The sequence below is a fragment of the Mesorhizobium sp. ISC11 genome (assembly GCF_037162595.1).
GTDB classification, from domain to species: Bacteria; Pseudomonadota; Alphaproteobacteria; order Rhizobiales; family Rhizobiaceae; genus Mesorhizobium; species Mesorhizobium ciceri.
Genome location: NZ_JAVSPW010000001.1, coordinates 2,517,995 through 2,534,193, shown reverse-complemented (window position 1 = coordinate 2,534,193; position 16,199 = coordinate 2,517,995). Strand labels below are relative to the sequence as shown.

Below are 16,199 nucleotides of genomic sequence, written 5' to 3'. Positions count from 1 at the left end.
GGCAAGGGAGGAATGCCATGCCGGACGTCAAATGGGCCATGAAGGCGCGCGAATTCATCAACTGCAACTGCGCCTATGGCTGCCCGTGCCAGTTCAACGCCATGCCGACATACGGGTTCTGCCAGGCGGTCGCCGGCATGGAAATCGAAAGCGGCCATCACGGCGACACCAAGCTCGACGGATTGCGGTTCGTCGGGATTTTCAGCTGGCCCGGCGCCATACACCAGGGCGGGGGCGAAGCCGCGGTGATCATCGACGAGAGGGCGACGGAAGCCCAACGTGGCGCGCTGCTTCGCATATTGGGCGGTCTGGATACCGAACCGGGTGCAACGATATTCCAGGTCTTTTCGACCACGCTGGAGAAGTTCCACGACCCGATCTTTGCGCCGATCGAATTCAACATCGACGTCGACGCGCGAACCAGTCAGCTGCATGTCGAGGGTATAACCGACGGTCGTGGCGAGCCGATCCGGAATCCGGTCACCGGCGCTGCCCACCAGGCGCGCATCGACCTGCCGCACGGCTTCGAATACGCGATCGCCGAGGTCGGGCGCGGCTGGACAAAGGCGACGGGCCCGATCAAGTTCGAGCTGGCCGATACGCACAGCCATTTCGCCAATCTGCATCTCACGCAGAGCGGCATCGTGCATTGACCTGATCCAATGGGCGACACGGCCCTCGAGGCGGTGCTGCGGCGCGATCGCGCGGTCGTGATGGCCGCGCTCGTGGTGATTGCCGTGCTCGCCTGGGCCTATGTGCTGTGGCTCGCCACCGACATGGTCATGCCCGGCTCCGCCTTGCCGGACAGCGGAGGCGGTGACATGGCCGGAATGGACATGTCGAATATGGACGGGTCGAACATGGGTATGGGCGGCATGGATATGGGCGCCGCCGTGGCGCCAGGCATCCGGGCCTGGGCATTGGCCGATTTCGCTTTCACCTTCACGATGTGGGCGGTGATGATGGTCGGCATGATGACGCCTTCGGTCGCACCGATGTTGCTGCTCTATGCCGGTGTCGGCCGCAAGGCGCGGGCGGATGGCAGGCCCATCGCTTCGACGGGATGGTTTTTTGCCGGCTACCTCGCCGTCTGGGCCGTCTTCAGCCTCGTGGCGACCGGTGCGCAATGGCTGCTCGCCCGTCTTGCCTTGCTCGACCCCTCGATGGCGACCGGCAGCGCGGTCCTCGGCGGCCTCGTCCTGATCGCCGCCGGTCTCTATCAATGGACGCCGATGAAGGGCGTCTGCCTGCGCCAATGTCAGGCCCCGATCGCGTTCCTGGCCGGCCATGGCGGATTCCGCTCCGCTCCGCTCGGCGCGCTCCGGCTGGGCATCGATCACGGCGCCTACTGTCTGGGGTGCTGCTGGGCGCTGATGGCTCTGCTGTTCGTCGGTGGCGTCATGAACGTGCTGTGGATCGCCGGCATCGCCATCCTCGTCCTGCTGGAGAAGACGGTGCCGACCGGGCAGCTGATTCCGCGCGTTTCAGGCGCGTTGATGGCTGGCATCGGGACCTGGATCGTCTTTCAAGCCTCTTGAGAACAGTCTTCGTCTGCGACCTGTATTGGACTGCAGCCGCCAGTAAATCGTCAGAAGACAATCTTGGGACATGGTAGTTCGCCCCACGCGGAGGTCAACAACCACGAGGTATTTGCCCGGGATGGATTTCGCTGCCGCGGCCGGTATCGGCCCCGCGTTGGCGTTGCATCAGCTTTGCCGCCTTTATTGGCCCCTGCTGACTAATTCGCGGGCGTGTTTGTCTGTAAATCAGGCATTTACGGCAATCGGTTTTCAAACTCTTCGGGTTTGGGTCATTTCCCTTGACCTCACAGGAATTATCGCCTTCGATGACATTTGTGAATGGGAGGCGGCGCGTCGGTTACGATGCGGGGTTTCGGGATGGGCCGGGATGAAGCCGCGTTCACACGGGAGAAAAAAATCAGGATTTACTCCTGAAAAACAGAGAAAAGGGTCTGTGGGTCATGAAACACATTGCTATCGGCATTCTAGGCGCCGCCACGCTTGGATTGATGGCGTCCGCCGCGTCGGCGGCCACGCTCGACACCGTCAAGGCGAAGGGCTTCATCCAGTGCGGCGTCTCCACCGGCCTGGCCGGCTTTTCGGCGCCGGACGACAAGGGTGACTGGCAAGGCATCGATGCGGATTTCTGCCGCGCTGTCGCGGCCGCCGTCTTCGGTGACGGCTCCAGGGTCAAGTTCACGCCGCTCAGCGCCAAGGAGCGGTTTACCGCGCTGCAGTCGGGCGAGATCGACATCCTGTCGCGCAACACCACCTGGACCATCAACCGCGATACGGCACTCGGCCTGAATTTCATCGGCGTCACCTATTATGACGGCCAGGGTTTCATGATCAACGCCAAGAAGCTGCCGGGTGTCAATTCGGCATTGCAGCTCTCGGGCGCAGCCGTCTGCGTGCAGAGCGGCACCACCACCGAGCTGAACCTCGCCGACTACTTCAAGGCCAACAAGATGGAGTACAATCCCGTCGTCTTCGAAAAGCTGGAAGAGGTCAACGCCGCCTATGATGCCGGCCGCTGCGACGTCTACACCACCGATCAGTCGGGCCTCTATGGCATACGCCTGACGCTGGGATCGCCGGCCGACCATGTCGTGCTGCCCGAGATCATCTCCAAGGAGCCGCTCGGACCTGCCGTTCGCCAGGGCGACGACCAGTGGTACCACATCGTCAAATGGACCTATTTTGCGCTGCTGCAGGCTGAAGAGCTCGGCATCACCAAGGCCAATGTCGATGAGATGAAGAACTCGGCCAGCCCCGAGATCAAGCGCGTTCTCGGCCAGGAAGCCGACACCAAGATCGGTACCGATCTCGGCGTCTCCAATGACTGGGTGGTCAACATCGTCAAGGCCGTCGGCAATTATGGCGAAATGTTCGAGCGCAATGTCGGCTCGGGCAGCCCGCTGAAGATCGCGCGCGGCATCAACGCGCTGTGGACCAAGGGCGGCCTGCAATACGCGCCGCCGATCCGCTGATCGAAATGTGATCCGGGAGGCAGATCATCTGCCTCCCGGTTTCTCTTTCCAGGGGACGGTCGAATGGCATCGCAGGACGTACTTCGCGAGGAGCCCAGCCGCGGCTCCTTCATCAACGATCCGAAAATCCGGGGCATATTCTTCCAGGTGCTGGTCGTCGTGCTGCTGGTGGCGGGCGTCTGGTGGATTGCCCACAACGTCATCGACAACCTGACGCGGTTGCGCATCGCTTCAGGCTTCGGCTTCCTCAAGGGCCGCGCCGGCTTCGATATCAGCGAGAGCGCGATCGCCTATTCGTCGGATTCGACCTATGGCCGCGCCATTCTGGTCGGCCTCCTCAACACGGTCATCGTCGCCATCGTCGGCATCATCACCGCGACAATCATCGGCTTCGTCATCGGCATCGGCCGGCTCTCGAAGAACTGGCTGATCAGGAAGATCTGCACCGTCTATGTCGAGGTCTTCCGCAACATCCCGCCGCTGCTGGTCATCTTCTTCTGGTATTCCGGCGTGCTGGCCGTGCTGCCGGCGCCACGCGACAGCATCAATTTGCCGTTCGGCTCCTTTCTCAACCAGCGCGGTTTCTATTTTCCACGCGCCGTATGGGGCGACGGTTCATGGCTGATTTTCGTCGCCCTGCTCGTCGGCATCGCCATGGCGTGGTTCGTCGCGCGCAAGGCGCGGCAACGGCAGATGGCGACCGGCCAGCAATTTCCGGTGTTTTGGACATCCGCGGCGCTGATCGTCGGGCTGCCGCTGCTCGCCTATGCGCTGAGCGGCTTTCCCCTGAGCTTCGATTACCCCAAGCAGTCGACTTTCAACCTGACCGGCGGCTTTCAGGTCCGGCCGGAGTTCCTGTCGCTTTATCTGGCGCTGTCCTGCTATACCGCCGCCTTCATCGCCGAGATCGTGCGTGCCGGCATCAGGGGTGTCAGCGCGGGCCAGACGGAAGCCGCCGGAGCGTTGGGATTGCGTTCCGGATCGATCCTGCGGCTGGTCGTCGTGCCGCAGGCCATGCGCATCGTCATTCCGCCGCTGACCAGCCAGTATCTCAACCTGACCAAGAACTCGTCGCTGGCCATCGCCATCGGCTATCCGGACCTGACGGCGACCGCCGGGACAGTGCTGAACCAGACCGGCCAGGCCGTCGAGGGCGTGGTGATCATGATGGTGATCTATCTCGCCATCAGCCTTCTGACCTCGCTTGTGATGAACTGGTTCAACGCCAAGATGGCGCTGGTGGAGAGGTGAGGTAAGGACATGCAAGAACATGATATGTCCTGGGTGCGCACCGAAATGGTGCTGGCGCAGCCGGCGCCCGCCAGCGTCACCGGCCTCGGCGCATGGGTGCGCAAGAACCTGATCGCGTCTACCGGCGACACCATTTTGACAATCGTCGGCATCGCCCTGGTGGCGATGATCCTGCCGCAAATCATCAATTGGGCGTTCATCAACGCCGTGTGGACGGGGCCGGACCGGACCGTATGCGCCACGGTGGCGCAAGGCGGCATCCAGCCGGATGGCTGGACCGGCGCCTGCTGGGCTTTCGTCAATGCCAAGTTCGGCCAGTTCATGCTCGGCCGCTATCCCATCGAGGAGCGCTGGCGGCCGATCCTGGTCGCCATCCTGTTCGTGGCGCTGCTGGTGCCGATGCTGATGCCGAAGGTGCCACGCAAAGGGCTGAATGCGGTTCTGCTGTTCTTCGTGCTGCCGATCGTCGCCTTCGTCCTGCTGGTCGGCGGCATGTTCGGCCTGCCGCATGTCGAGACCTCGCTTTGGGGCGGGCTCTTGGTAACGCTCAGCCTGTCCTTCGTCGGCATTGCCGTGTCGCTGCCGCTCGGCATCGTGCTGGCGCTCGGCCGCCGTTCCAAGATGCCGATCATCAAGACGCTGTGCGTCGTCTTCATCGAGACGGTGCGCGGCATCCCGCTGATCACCGTGCTGTTCTTCGCCAGCGTCATGCTGCCGCTGTTCCTGCCGGAGGGCGTTTCGTTCGACAAGTTCCTGCGCGCTTTGATCGGCGTGTCGCTGTTTGCCGCCGCCTATATGGCCGAAGTGGTGCGCGGCGGCCTGCAGGCGATCCCCAAGGGCCAATATGAAGGTGCCGATTCGCTCGGCCTCGGCTATTGGCAGAAGATGTATTTCATCGTCATGCCGCAGGCGCTCAAATTGGTCATCCCGGGCATCGTCAACACCTTCATCGGCATGTTCAAGGACACCAGCCTGGTCATCATCATCTCGATGTTCGACCTGCTCGGCATCGTCAAACAGAATTTTTCCGATGCAAACTGGGCAACCGCGCAGACGGCGAGGTCCGGCCTGATCTTCGCCGCCTTCGTCTTCTGGCTGTTCTGCTTCGGCATGTCGCGCTATTCAATGTACACCGAACGCCGGCTCGACACCGGCCACAAACGCTAAACATAAACAAAAGAACAAGGGGATCCCTCTCATGGCCACCGAAAATGCCGTCAGCGCCGAAGAGATCAAGGTCAACGCCGCCAAGATGCAGATTTCGACGACCGATGTCGCCATCGACATCATCGCCATGCACAAATGGTATGGCGAGTTCCATGTGCTGAAGGACATCAACCTGAAAGTGATGCGCGGCGAGCGCATCGTCATCTGCGGCCCCTCCGGCTCCGGCAAATCGACCATGATCCGCTGCATCAACCGCCTGGAGGAGCACCAGAAGGGCAAGATCATCGTCGACGGTAAGGAATTGACCAACGATCTCAAGAAGATCGACGAGGTGCGCCGCGAGGTCGGCATGGTGTTCCAGCACTTCAACCTGTTCCCGCATCTGACCATCCTGGAGAACTGCACGCTGGCGCCGATCTGGGTGCGCAAGACGCCGAAGAAGCAGGCCGAGGAAATCGCCATGCATTTCCTCAAGCGCGTCAAGATCCCGGAACAGGCCAACAAATATCCCGGCCAGCTTTCCGGCGGCCAGCAGCAGCGTGTGGCGATTGCCCGCTCGCTGTGCATGAACCCGCGCATCATGCTGTTCGACGAGCCGACCTCGGCGCTTGATCCGGAGATGATCAAGGAAGTGCTGGAGACCATGGTTGGCCTTGCCGAAGAAGGCATGACCATGCTGTGCGTCACCCACGAGATGGGTTTTGCCCGCAAGGTCGCCAACCGGGTGATCTTCATGGACCAGGGCCAGATCGTCGAGCAGAACACGCCGGCCGAGTTCTTCGACCACCCGCGCCATGAGCGCACGAAGCTGTTCCTGTCGCAGATCCTGCACTAGGCTTTCGATGTTTGCGAGGAGCCCGGCTGAAACACTGCCGGGCTCTTTTGCGTATGGCATAACAGGCGACCGTTCCTGTCGCGCTGGAGCGCTTTTGCAGAGCCGCTTTTCATGAAGAGACTGGGACGTTTTCTAGGCCTTCTGTTGATTGTCGTCGCTCTCGCCGTGACGACGGGCACCCTCGTGCCGCGGCCGCTGTGGCCGGCGGCCGCCGCCATGCCCGCCGCGACGCGCCACATCCTGGTGCTGAACAATCCGATCCACACCGATATCGCCATCCCGGTCGACGATGCCGTGCGCCAGCGTTTCCACTTCCTGGTCGACGCCGGCATACCGGCCGACAGGCCGGAGGTCCGCTACATCGTCTTCGGCTGGGGCGGTCGCGCCTTCTACCTGGAGACGCCGACATGGTCCGAGCTGAAGGCGGTACCGGTGATGAAGGCACTGACCCTCGACGCGTCGGTCATGCATGTCGATGTCGCCGGTGACATCCTCGAACCGCCCCCTGACATCGCGGGGTTCGACATCACAGAGGACCGGTTCGCGGCGTTGCTCGATTTCATCGATGCGAGTTTCCAGCGCGGACCGGAAGGCCCGATCCTCGTTCCGGACGCGGCCTATTCCAGGTTCGACGGCTTCTACGAAGCCAACGGCCATTTCAACGCACTGATCGGCTGCAACACCTGGACGGCGGCCGCCTTGCGCACCGCAGGCCTGCGCACCGGCTGGTGGAACCCGCTGCCTGTATCGCTCGGGCTATCGATGCGGCTGTATAATTAGCGTGGGCATTCCGCGAATTGGCGAGTGTCGCGTTCCTTCACACCCCCCTCTGTCCCGCCAACCTTTCGCAGGTTTCAGCTTTCGTCAGCCTCCGGTGCCCGCCAGCCATAGAGCCAGTCCAAATCCGCCGCGAGTTTTTCCGACGAGCGCATTTTCAGGAACACGTTGCGCGCAATCGCCACCGGCCCTGCGGCATGCCAGGCCAGCCGGTTGACAGCGCCGCGTCGGGCGACCTGCGCGACACGCGGCCGCCGTGACTGTTCCCAAACCGCAAGCGCGGCCAGCGGGTTCGTAGGGGAGGCGTAGACGGCGTCGGCAAGCGTCGCTGCATCCTCGATCGCCATGGCCGCACCTTGCGCCGCGAATGGGGTCATCGCATGCGCGGCGTCGCCGATCAGCGCCATGCCGTTCGGTGTTGTCCAGGGCTGTTGCGGGTCGACAGTGTGGATCGGCCACGCGGTCCACGGGCCGGCCTGCTCGACCAGACGGGCAAGTTCTGCCGCAGTGCCGGCAAGAGCTCGGGTCAGGATCCCGGCGTCGGCGTTGCCGGACCAGCCCTCGGCAATGCGGTCGCCCCTGGTGAAGGCCGCGAGATTGAAGGCCGCACCCTTGCTGACGGGATAGGCCACCATATGGAAGCCGGGATGCAGGAAGGTGGTGACGCAGTCCCTGGCGCCGATGGCGGCAAAGCTCTGCCCCGCGGCGCTATCGGCTGCGATGGTCGCGCGCCAGGCCAGTTCGCCGGAGAAATGGTTTCTTGGCGAAGCCGACCCCTTGGCCGAGTCGACAAGTGGGCGCACCGATGACCAGACGCCATCGGCCCCGACCAGCAGGAAGCCCTCCGCCTCGATGGTCTTGCCGTCGATCTCGGCCGTCGCCGTGATGCCATGCGGGCCGGAGGCAACGTCGCCGATGCGCGCGCCGGTGGTGAGATGGATATCCGGCACCTCGGCAACGCGCGCGGTCAATGCGCTCTGCAGATCGGCCCTGTGCGCGACGAGATAGGGTGCTTGCCAGCGGGTTTCGGCGGCTTGCCCCAGCGGCACGCGCGCCAGTTCGCGCAAGGTCGCGGCCTTCTTCAACACCACGGCTTGCGGCCGCACCGCTGCCGGCAGCAGCCGGTCGAGCACGCCAAGCTGGCGAAGGATGCGCGTCGCGTTTGGAGAGAGCTGGATGCCGGCGCCGGCAGCTTCCAGGCGCTGCGCCTGTTCGAACACCCGAACCGCGTAGCCGCGCGAGGCGAATGCAAGGGCTGCGGTCAATCCGGCGACACCGGCCCCGGCGACGACAATTTGCCGGGAACGCGTGTCGTTCATCGGGCTGGTCGCGAAAGTCTCAGGCGGCCTGTTCGATGTAGATGCATCCGGCCGGCAGCGTTTCCGTCGCCTTCAGCTTCGGCGAATAGCGGTAGAGCGTCGAGCAATAGGGACAGACTTTTTCATTGTCGTCGCCCATGTCCAGAAACACATGCGGGTGGTCGAAAGGCGGATTGGCGCCCGTGCACATGAATTCCTTCACGCCGATGTCGATTGCCGGATAGCCCGCATCGTTCTGAAAATGGGGAATGGAACCGCCTGCCATCGTCGTCTCCTTAACGCAGTCTCGTCTGCATCTGGATCATATCAGGCCTCTTTGCAAGTTCGATGAAATCAAACTGTCGCAAAAGCCTGTCAGAGGATAAGTTAAGCCGGTTAACCCATGGCCCGAAAACCGATTTCGGTTTCCGGGAGGGACCATGGGTCGCTAGAGTGACTGGCTAGCCGGCTTGAGCGGGTGTGGAAGAGCGGGAATCATGAACGAACTGAAGCCGGTGCAGAACGAATTCGTGGATGTCGAGGTGGCTCGCCCGGAAGGCGGCAACCCGGACCGGTTTGTCAACCGCGAGTTTTCCTGGCTGCAGTTCAACCGGCGCGTTCTCGAGGAGTCGCTGAACCTCAATCATCCGCTGCTGGAGCGCGTCCGCTTCCTGTCGATCTCGGCCGCCAATCTCGACGAGTTCTTCATGGTCCGAGTCGCCGGTCTTGCCGGCCAGGTGCGCGAGGGCATCACGCTGAAGAGCCCCGACGGCCGCACCCCCGAACAGCAGCTCGAACAGCTGCTGCGTGAGGTCGAGCGGCTGCAGGAAGACCAGCAGAAGAGCCTTTCGGCGCTCACCGTGCTGCTCAACAAGGAAGGCATCGAGAGCATCACCCGCGATGCGCTGACCAAGGACGAGAAAATCTGGCTGGAAGACCATTTCCAGGAACAGGTTTTCCCGGTGCTGACCCCGCTGTCGATCGACCCGGCGCATCCGTTCCCGTTCATCCCCAATCTCGGCTTCTCGATGGCGCTGCAATTGCGCCATCGCAAGAATGGCGAGGAGATGAGCGCGCTGCTGCGCCTGCCGGTGGCGCTGAAGCGCTTCATCCGTCTGCCGGACCGCAAGCATCATGTCCGCTTCATCCCGCTGGAAGAGGCTGTCGGCCTCTATATCGGCAAGCTCTTCCCCGGCTACGAGGTCAAGGGCTCCGGCACGTTCCGCATCATCCGTGACAGCGATATCGAGGTCGAGGAGGAGTCCGAGGACCTCGTGCGCCTGTTCGAAACGGCGCTGAAGCGGCGTCGGCGCGGATCGGTGATCCGCATCGAATTCGACAGGCTGATGCCTGGCGAATTGCGCGATTTCGTCGCCGGCGAGCTTGGCGTGTCGTCCAGCCGCATCAGCGTCTTGACCGGTCCATTGGCGCTCAGCCAGATTTCCGAGATCGTCGCCGTTCCCCGCGACGACCTGAAATTCACGCCCTACAATCCGCGTTTTCCCGAGCGCATCCGCGAGCATGGCGGCGATTGTTTCGCCGCCATCCGCGAGAAGGACATCGTCGTCCATCACCCTTACGAATCCTTCGATGTGGTGGTGCAGTTCCTGCGCCAGGCAATGGCCGATCCGGAGGTGGTGGCGATCAAGCAGACGCTTTACCGCACCTCCAACGACAGCCCGATCGTGCGCGCGCTGGTCGACGCGGCCGAGGCCGGCAAGTCGGTCACCGCGCTGGTCGAGCTCAAGGCGCGTTTCGACGAGGAAGCCAACATCCGCTGGGCGCGCGACCTGGAGCGGGCCGGCGTGCAGGTGGTGTTCGGATTTCTCGAACTGAAGACACATGCGAAAATGTCGCTGGTGGTGCGGCGCGAGGACGGCAAGCTGCGCAATTACGTGCACCTCGGCACCGGCAACTACCATCCGGTCACCGCACGCATCTACACCGACCTGTCCTTCTTCACCACAGATCCGACGATTGCCCGCGATGTCGCCCAGCTGTTCAATTTCATCACCGGCTATGCCGAGCCGACGGACGAAATGCGGTTGGCGATCTCGCCGTTCACGCTGAGAAGCCGCATCCTGAAGCACATTGCCGACGAGATTGCCTACGCGGTGCAAGGCAAACCGGCGCGCATCTGGATGAAGATGAACGCCCTCGTCGATCCGATCATCATCGACGCGCTCTACGATGCCAGCCGCGCCGGCGTCGAGATCGACCTTGTCGTGCGCGGCATCTGCTGCCTGCGGCCGCAGGTTCCGGGCCTGTCGGAAAACATCCGCGTAAAATCGATCGTCGGCCGTTTTCTCGAGCACAGCCGCATCTATTGTTTCGGCAATGGTTTCGGCCTGCCGTCGGACGAGGCGATCGTCTACATCTCCTCGGCCGACCTGATGCCGCGCAATCTCGACCGCCGCGTCGAAACCATGGTGCCGATCACCAATCCAACTGTGCATGAACAGATCCTTGGCCAGATCATGCTGGGCAACATTATGGACAATCAGCAAAGTTTCGACGTATTGGCTGATGGAACCTCCCGGCGCGTCGTGCTGGAGGAGGGCGAGGAACCGTTCAACGCGCAGGAATATTTCATGACCAATCCGAGCCTGTCGGGACGGGGTGACGCGCTGAAGTCGCATGCGCCCAAGCGCATCGCGCAGTTCAAGCGCCGCAAGAAGAACGCTGCAGCGTCCGGCTGATGCTGTCTGATTCTCAGGGCCGGCTGCAGGACCGCCGACCGCTGTCCATCATCGACATCGGATCGAACTCGATCCGTCTCGTCGTCTATGAGGGGCTGGCGCGCTCGCCGACCATGCTGTTCAACGAAAAGATGCTGGCCGGTCTCGGCCGCGGCATCGTTTCGACGGGCAAGCTCGACCCCGAGGCGGTAACGCGCTCGATGGAAGAGTTCCGCCGCTTTCGTGCGCTTTCCGACCAGGCGGGCGCCGAGCAGATGTATGTGCTGGCGACCGCGGCGGCCCGCGAGGCGGTCAACGGCCCCGATTTCATCCACCGCGCCGAGGATGTGCTGAAGACCGAGATCCGAGTGATCAGCGGTCGTCAGGAAGCGTACTATTCCGCGCTCGGCGTCATTTCCGGTTTCCATCCGGCCGATGGCATCGCCGGCGATCTGGGCGGCGGCAGCCTCGAACTGGTCGATGTCAGCGGCGAGGCGATCGGCGACGGCATCACGCTGCCGCTGGGCGGCCTGCGCCTGCAGGACATGGCGAAGAACTCGCTGACCCAGGCGGCCAGGATCGCGCGTGACGAACTGGCGAAGGCCAAGCTGTTGAAAGGCGGGCAGGGCAGGCCCTTCTACGCCGTCGGCGGCACCTGGCGAAATCTTGCCCGGCTGCACATGGAAATGACCAACTATCCGCTTGGCGTCATGCACCATTACGAGATATCGGCCGAAAGCGCGGCGAACTTCCTCAAGCAGGTGGCCAAGGCCGAGATCGAGAAGGTCAAGGGCATCGAAGGCGTTTCGAAGAACCGCCGTTCGCTGCTGCCCTATGGCGCCATCGTGCTGCAGGAGATCATGGCGGCGATGCAGCCGTCGAAGATCATCGTCTCGGCGCTTGGCGTGCGCGAAGGCTTTCTCTATTCGCTGCTCGACGAGGCCGAGCGGAAGGCCGATCCGCTGATTTCGGCCTCGGAGGAACTCGCCCGCCTGCGCTCGCGCTCCGTCACCCATGCGCATGAACTTGTCGACTGGACCGCCAAGACCTTTGCCGCCTTCGGCATCGACGAGACCGAGGACGAGGCGCGCTACCGCCACGCGGCCGCATTGCTGGCGGACATCGGCTGGCGCGCGCATCCCGAATACCGCGGCAAGCAATCGCTCAACATCATTGCGCACGCGTCCTTCTTCGGCGTCGACCATCCTGGCCGTGCTTTCCTGGCGATGGCCAACGCCTATCGTCACGACGGCATCTTCAACGAAGCCATCGCCCCCGAGATCAAGGCTCTGGCATCGCCGCGTTATCTGGAGCGCGCCCGCGTCCTCGCCGCGATGATGCGCGTCGTCTACCTGCTGACGGCGTCGATGCCCGGCATCATGCCCAGGCTGAAATGGGAACAGCGCGCCAACGGCATGCTGGCGCTGGTCTTGCCGGCATCGCTGGCCGATCTCTATGGCGAGCGGCCGGCCGGGCGCCTGGCGCAGCTGGCCAGGATCACCAACCGCCGGCTGGTGCTGGCCGTCGAGGGTGGCCCCAGCATGTCAGTGAAATAAGGCGCTAGCTGCTAGCAGACCCGTGTCTTATCTGACTTAAGCGGAGACCTGCCGGTCGTACTTCGCCGGCGGCTTCGCCTTTGATGACCGGCTTCCCCCAATCCGTCGCTGCTTTGCAGCGCCACCTTTCCCCCCTCCGGAGGGAAAGGAAGGGAGCCTCGTTGGAAGAGCGTTGGCGGCAATAGGCTCGCGGCCTTCCTCTACCCCGTCGATCAGGGGAGAGGTGACTCGACGAAGCCGAGACGGAGTGGGGTCGATCAGCTCGGGCCCATCTACGCAAAAATATCAAACCGCGCCGCGCCCGTCGATCGACCATGCGCCGGCGCCGGCCATCGCCAGCGCTACAAACCCACCTGATATCGCAATGTCCTTCATCAGCATCTGCTGGTGCAGGAAGGCGAGCATCGCGTCGCCGCCGCCCTGGCCATAATGGCCGATGAAGCCGGCGACGATACAGAAGGCAGCGAGCAGAAGCGCTATGATCCGGGTCTGGAAACCGACCAGGATGAGCAGCCCGGCGATCAGTTCGAACAGTCCCGTGCCCCAGGCAGCAAGTGTCGGCAGCGGCAGGCCGAGGCCGGCGAAATAGCCTGTGGTGCCGGCGATGTCGCTCAATGCATGGAAACCGGAAGGCACGAACAGGGCGGCGAGCAGCAGCCGGGAGAGCAGGAGCAGCGCGTTGCGGGGCATGTTCACCTCCGTTGTCGGCCGCCGGCCGGCCTCGTCCCGATAGCCCCGATCCTATCAGAAACTCCGGCCGACAGATCGGCGGTCATGCACCAACAACGAAAAAGCGGCGCGGAAAATTCCGCGCCGCTTTCTTGTTCGGCTATTGCCGGGTCTTGGCTCAGCCGCGCTTGGCGTCGATCGAATAGGCACCGGCGCCCGAGGAAGCCAGCACGAGGAAGCCGCCCGCAATGGCGAGGTTCTTGAGAAACTGGATCATCTGCATCTGGTCGGCCCAACCGGTATGGGCGACCAAACCGGTAGCGACCGTGAAGACCGCCAGCACCCAGGCGACAATCCGGGTCTTGAAGCCGACGAGGATGGCGAGGCCGCCGAGAAGCTCGATCAGGCCGACGACGGTGGCCGTTACGGTCGGCAAGGGCAGGCCGAGGCTGCCGAAATAGCCCGCTGTTCCGCTAATGGCGGTGAGCTTGCCGAAACCTGAAAGCAGGAAGATGACCGCGAGCAGGACGCGGCCGAGGAGGATGGTGGTCGAGGCATTGGATGCGCCGGAACCGGCGACTGAAATGTTGGTGGACATGGTGGCTCTCCGGGATGGGTTGATGCCGGGGAGATAGAGCAAACCGACTGTTCACCAAAGCCACCAGACTGGCGACACATTGTTCACAGTACTTACGTTTCCGTGATCGGGCGGCCTGCGCAAAATTCGCTTCGGGTGAGGTCGTGACGGGAGTAAATTCTCCCCTCACGAAATACCGGGCTTTTGGTTGACGCAATTCCGGACCGAAAACCGCAGACACTTTTCCTGGAATTGCCTACCCCGGATGCGTCATATCCTCCGGCCGCACCAGCCGGTCGTAATCGGCTTCGCTGACCAGCCCGGTGGCGAGCGCTTCCTCGCGCAAAGTGGTGCCCTTCTTGTGCGCGGTCTTGGCGATCTTGGCGGCATTGTCGTAGCCGATGGTCGGCGCCAGCGCCGTCACCAGCATCAGCGAGCGGTCGAGTGCCGCCTTGATGTTGTCTTCGCGGGCCTCGATGCCGACGACGCAATTGTCGGTGAAGGAGACCGAGGCGTCGCAGAGCAACTTCACCGACTGCAGGAAGTTGTAGGCCATCAGCGGATTGTAGACATTGAGCTCGAAATGACCCTGGCTGCCGGCGAAGGTGAGCGCCGCATTGTTGCCGAACACCTGTACGCAGACCTGCGTCAGCGCCTCGCACTGGGTCGGGTTGACCTTGCCCGGCATGATCGACGAGCCCGGTTCGTTTTCCGGCAGCGACAGTTCGCCGAGGCCCGAGCGCGGGCCTGAGCCGAGGAAGCGGATGTCGTTGGCGATCTTGAATAGCGCGGCGGCCGCCGCGTTGATGGCGCCGTGCGAAAACACCATGGAATCATGGGCCGCCAGCGCCTCGAACTTGTTCGGCGCGGTGACGAAGGCGATGCCGGTGATGGAGGCGATGCGATCCGCGACCCTTTCGGCGAAGCCGACCGGCGCGTTGAGGCCGGTGCCGACGGCGGTGCCGCCCTGCGCCAGTTCCTGCAAGCCGGGCAACGTCAGCTCGATGCGCTTGATCGACGAAGCGACCTGCGCGGCATAGCCCGAAAATTCCTGGCCAAGCGTAAGGGGGGTGGCATCCTGCGTGTGCGTGCGGCCGATCTTGATGATGTGATTGAACTCTCTGCTCTTGGCGGCGAGTGCCTTGTGCAGGTGCTTCAGTGCCGGCAACAGATCGTGCACGATGCGTTCGGCGCAGGCGATGTGCATGGCTGTCGGATAGGTGTCGTTCGACGATTGGCTCATATTGACGTGATCGTTGGGATGCACCGGCTTCTTGGAGCCCATGACACCGCCCAGCATCTCAATCGCCCGGTTGGAGATCACCTCATTGGCGTTCATGTTGGACTGGGTGCCCGAACCGGTCTGCCAGACCACCAGCGGGAAATGCTCATCGAGCTTGCCGTCGATGACCTCTTGCGCTGCCTCGACAATCGTCTTGCCGATCGCCGGATCGAGCCGCTTGAGCTCCATGTTGGCTTCGGCCGCCGCCCGCTTGACGATGCCCAATGCGCGCACGATCGACGCCGGCTGCTTTTCCCAGCCGATCTTGAAATTGCCGAGCGAACGCTGCGCCTGCGCGCCCCAATACCGGTCGGCGGCGACTTCGATGGGACCGAACGTGTCGGTTTCGGTTCTGGTCTTTGCAGCGGTCACGGGTCTCTCCTTGTCGAAGTCGGCAACGGCGTATCGCGTTGCACAAACGGCTTCAAGCGGAGAATGCGGGCGGCGAGGATGCAAATCGGTTGAAGGCGCGGCGCGTCTCTCCTTCTCCCACAAAGGGGAGAAGGGAAGGACTGCGCAGTTTCGGCCTCTCACCCCAGCGGCGGACCGACAATGTCGATGCCGTTTTTTGCGCAAAGCTGCACCAGTGCCGCGATGATTTCCGGTGTTGGTTCCATCAGCGGCGGCAGTTCGGGCTGTTCGGCGGGACGGCTCGCCTGACGCAGCATCGTCTCAAAATCCGAACCGCGCGTGATGGTGAGGGTGCGCGCACCTTCCGGGGATTCGACCCGGTAGGTGTGCGGCAGGCCTTTCGGTGCGATGACGGTTTCGCCGGCGTCCGCAATGCGTTCGTGGCCGTCGATCTGAAAGCGCAATCTCCCCTCCAGGATGTGAAACACTTCGTCTTCCCTGCGATGCGCATGCAGCGGTGGCGAGTCGCCATAGGGCATGTGATGCTCGACGACGCAGGTGCCGTCCTCTCCTGCTATCGACGAGACGTGGATCGCGACGAGCGTGTTGTTGAACCAGAAGAGTTCCTTGCCTGTGATCGTGCCGGGGGTCATTGTCATGGCGTGTCTGATCCTTCTGTTGCCTGTGCCTGCTGGGCCGATGACGATCTAGCCAGGGATACGCCGACAACGGAAATCGAATGATCGTA

At 62.8% G+C, this 16,199-nt stretch carries 15 protein-coding genes; 9 read left to right on the top strand and 6 right to left on the bottom strand.

Annotation, left to right across the window (positions count from 1 at the left end):
* The first annotated feature begins 17 nt into the window (after positions 1 to 17).
* The 7 genes from RPF88_RS12680 to RPF88_RS12650 all read left to right on the top strand — a co-directional run bounded on the left by RPF88_RS12680 (position 18) and on the right by RPF88_RS12650 (position 7,043).
* Complete coding sequence (locus tag RPF88_RS12680) at positions 18 to 653, top strand: DUF1326 domain-containing protein (protein WP_013532425.1); 636 nt, start codon at positions 18 to 20, stop codon at positions 651 to 653.
* A gap of 9 nt (positions 654 to 662) precedes the next feature.
* Positions 663 to 1,538 (top strand): DUF2182 domain-containing protein, encoded by an 876-nt coding sequence (locus tag RPF88_RS12675; protein WP_013532424.1) that lies wholly within the window; start codon positions 663 to 665, stop codon positions 1,536 to 1,538.
* A gap of 443 nt (positions 1,539 to 1,981) precedes the next feature.
* A complete protein-coding gene (locus tag RPF88_RS12670; RefSeq protein ID WP_013532423.1) occupies positions 1,982 to 3,010 on the top strand; it encodes an amino acid ABC transporter substrate-binding protein in 1,029 nt (342 codons plus the stop codon).
* Between the two features lie 63 nt (positions 3,011 to 3,073).
* Positions 3,074 to 4,261: an amino acid ABC transporter permease gene (locus tag RPF88_RS12665; protein ID WP_013532422.1), complete on the top strand. Its 1,188-nt coding sequence runs from the start codon at positions 3,074 to 3,076 to the stop codon at positions 4,259 to 4,261.
* A 9-nt stretch (positions 4,262 to 4,270) separates the two neighbouring features.
* Positions 4,271 to 5,428, top strand: a complete 1,158-nt coding sequence (locus RPF88_RS12660) for an amino acid ABC transporter permease (protein ID WP_013532421.1) — start codon at positions 4,271 to 4,273, stop codon at positions 5,426 to 5,428.
* A gap of 85 nt (positions 5,429 to 5,513) precedes the next feature.
* Positions 5,514 to 6,263 carry an amino acid ABC transporter ATP-binding protein gene (locus RPF88_RS12655; RefSeq protein ID WP_031213892.1) on the top strand — a complete coding sequence of 250 codons (750 nt, stop codon included), beginning with the start codon at positions 5,514 to 5,516 and terminating at the stop codon, positions 6,261 to 6,263.
* A gap of 111 nt (positions 6,264 to 6,374) precedes the next feature.
* On the top strand, positions 6,375 to 7,043 hold the full coding sequence (locus RPF88_RS12650; RefSeq protein ID WP_013532419.1) for a TIGR02117 family protein: 669 nt from the start codon (positions 6,375 to 6,377) through the stop codon (positions 7,041 to 7,043).
* A gap of 74 nt (positions 7,044 to 7,117) precedes the next feature.
* Here RPF88_RS12650 and RPF88_RS12645 read toward each other — a convergent pair whose 3' ends face one another.
* Both RPF88_RS12645 and RPF88_RS12640 read right to left on the bottom strand, forming a co-directional pair.
* Entirely contained in the window at positions 7,118 to 8,359 is a 1,242-nt protein-coding gene (locus RPF88_RS12645; RefSeq protein WP_013532418.1) for an FAD-dependent monooxygenase, read from the bottom strand.
* 19 nt (positions 8,360 to 8,378) lie between these two features.
* Positions 8,379 to 8,624 (bottom strand): zinc-finger domain-containing protein, encoded by a 246-nt coding sequence (locus tag RPF88_RS12640; RefSeq protein ID WP_013532417.1) that lies wholly within the window; start codon positions 8,622 to 8,624, stop codon positions 8,379 to 8,381.
* Positions 8,625 to 8,835: 211 nt separating this feature from the next.
* Here RPF88_RS12640 and RPF88_RS12635 point away from each other — a divergent pair, with 211 nt between their 5' ends.
* Both RPF88_RS12635 and ppx read left to right on the top strand, forming a co-directional pair.
* On the top strand, positions 8,836 to 11,037 hold the full coding sequence (locus tag RPF88_RS12635; RefSeq protein ID WP_013532416.1) for an RNA degradosome polyphosphate kinase: 2,202 nt from the start codon (positions 8,836 to 8,838) through the stop codon (positions 11,035 to 11,037).
* Positions 11,037 to 12,572, top strand: coding sequence for an exopolyphosphatase (gene ppx, locus RPF88_RS12630; protein WP_337122508.1), 1,536 nt, complete (start codon positions 11,037 to 11,039; stop codon positions 12,570 to 12,572). Before RPF88_RS12635 ends, ppx begins: the two co-directional genes overlap by 1 nt.
* 285 nt (positions 12,573 to 12,857) lie before the next feature.
* Here the strand turns inward: ppx and RPF88_RS12625 are convergent, their stop codons facing one another.
* The 4 genes from RPF88_RS12625 to RPF88_RS12610 all read right to left on the bottom strand — a co-directional run bounded on the left by RPF88_RS12625 (position 12,858) and on the right by RPF88_RS12610 (position 16,110).
* Positions 12,858 to 13,262, bottom strand: coding sequence for a DoxX family protein (locus RPF88_RS12625; RefSeq protein ID WP_013532414.1), 405 nt, complete (start codon positions 13,260 to 13,262; stop codon positions 12,858 to 12,860).
* A 157-nt stretch (positions 13,263 to 13,419) separates the two neighbouring features.
* Complete coding sequence (locus tag RPF88_RS12620) at positions 13,420 to 13,839, bottom strand: DoxX family protein (RefSeq protein WP_013532413.1); 420 nt, start codon at positions 13,837 to 13,839, stop codon at positions 13,420 to 13,422.
* 235 nt (positions 13,840 to 14,074) lie between these two features.
* Positions 14,075 to 15,472, bottom strand: coding sequence for a class II fumarate hydratase (fumC, locus tag RPF88_RS12615; protein ID WP_013532412.1), 1,398 nt, complete (start codon positions 15,470 to 15,472; stop codon positions 14,075 to 14,077).
* A 158-nt stretch (positions 15,473 to 15,630) separates the two neighbouring features.
* Positions 15,631 to 16,110, bottom strand: a complete 480-nt coding sequence (locus RPF88_RS12610) for a cupin domain-containing protein (protein WP_013532411.1) — start codon at positions 16,108 to 16,110, stop codon at positions 15,631 to 15,633.
* Between the last annotated feature and the right edge of the window lie 89 nt (positions 16,111 to 16,199).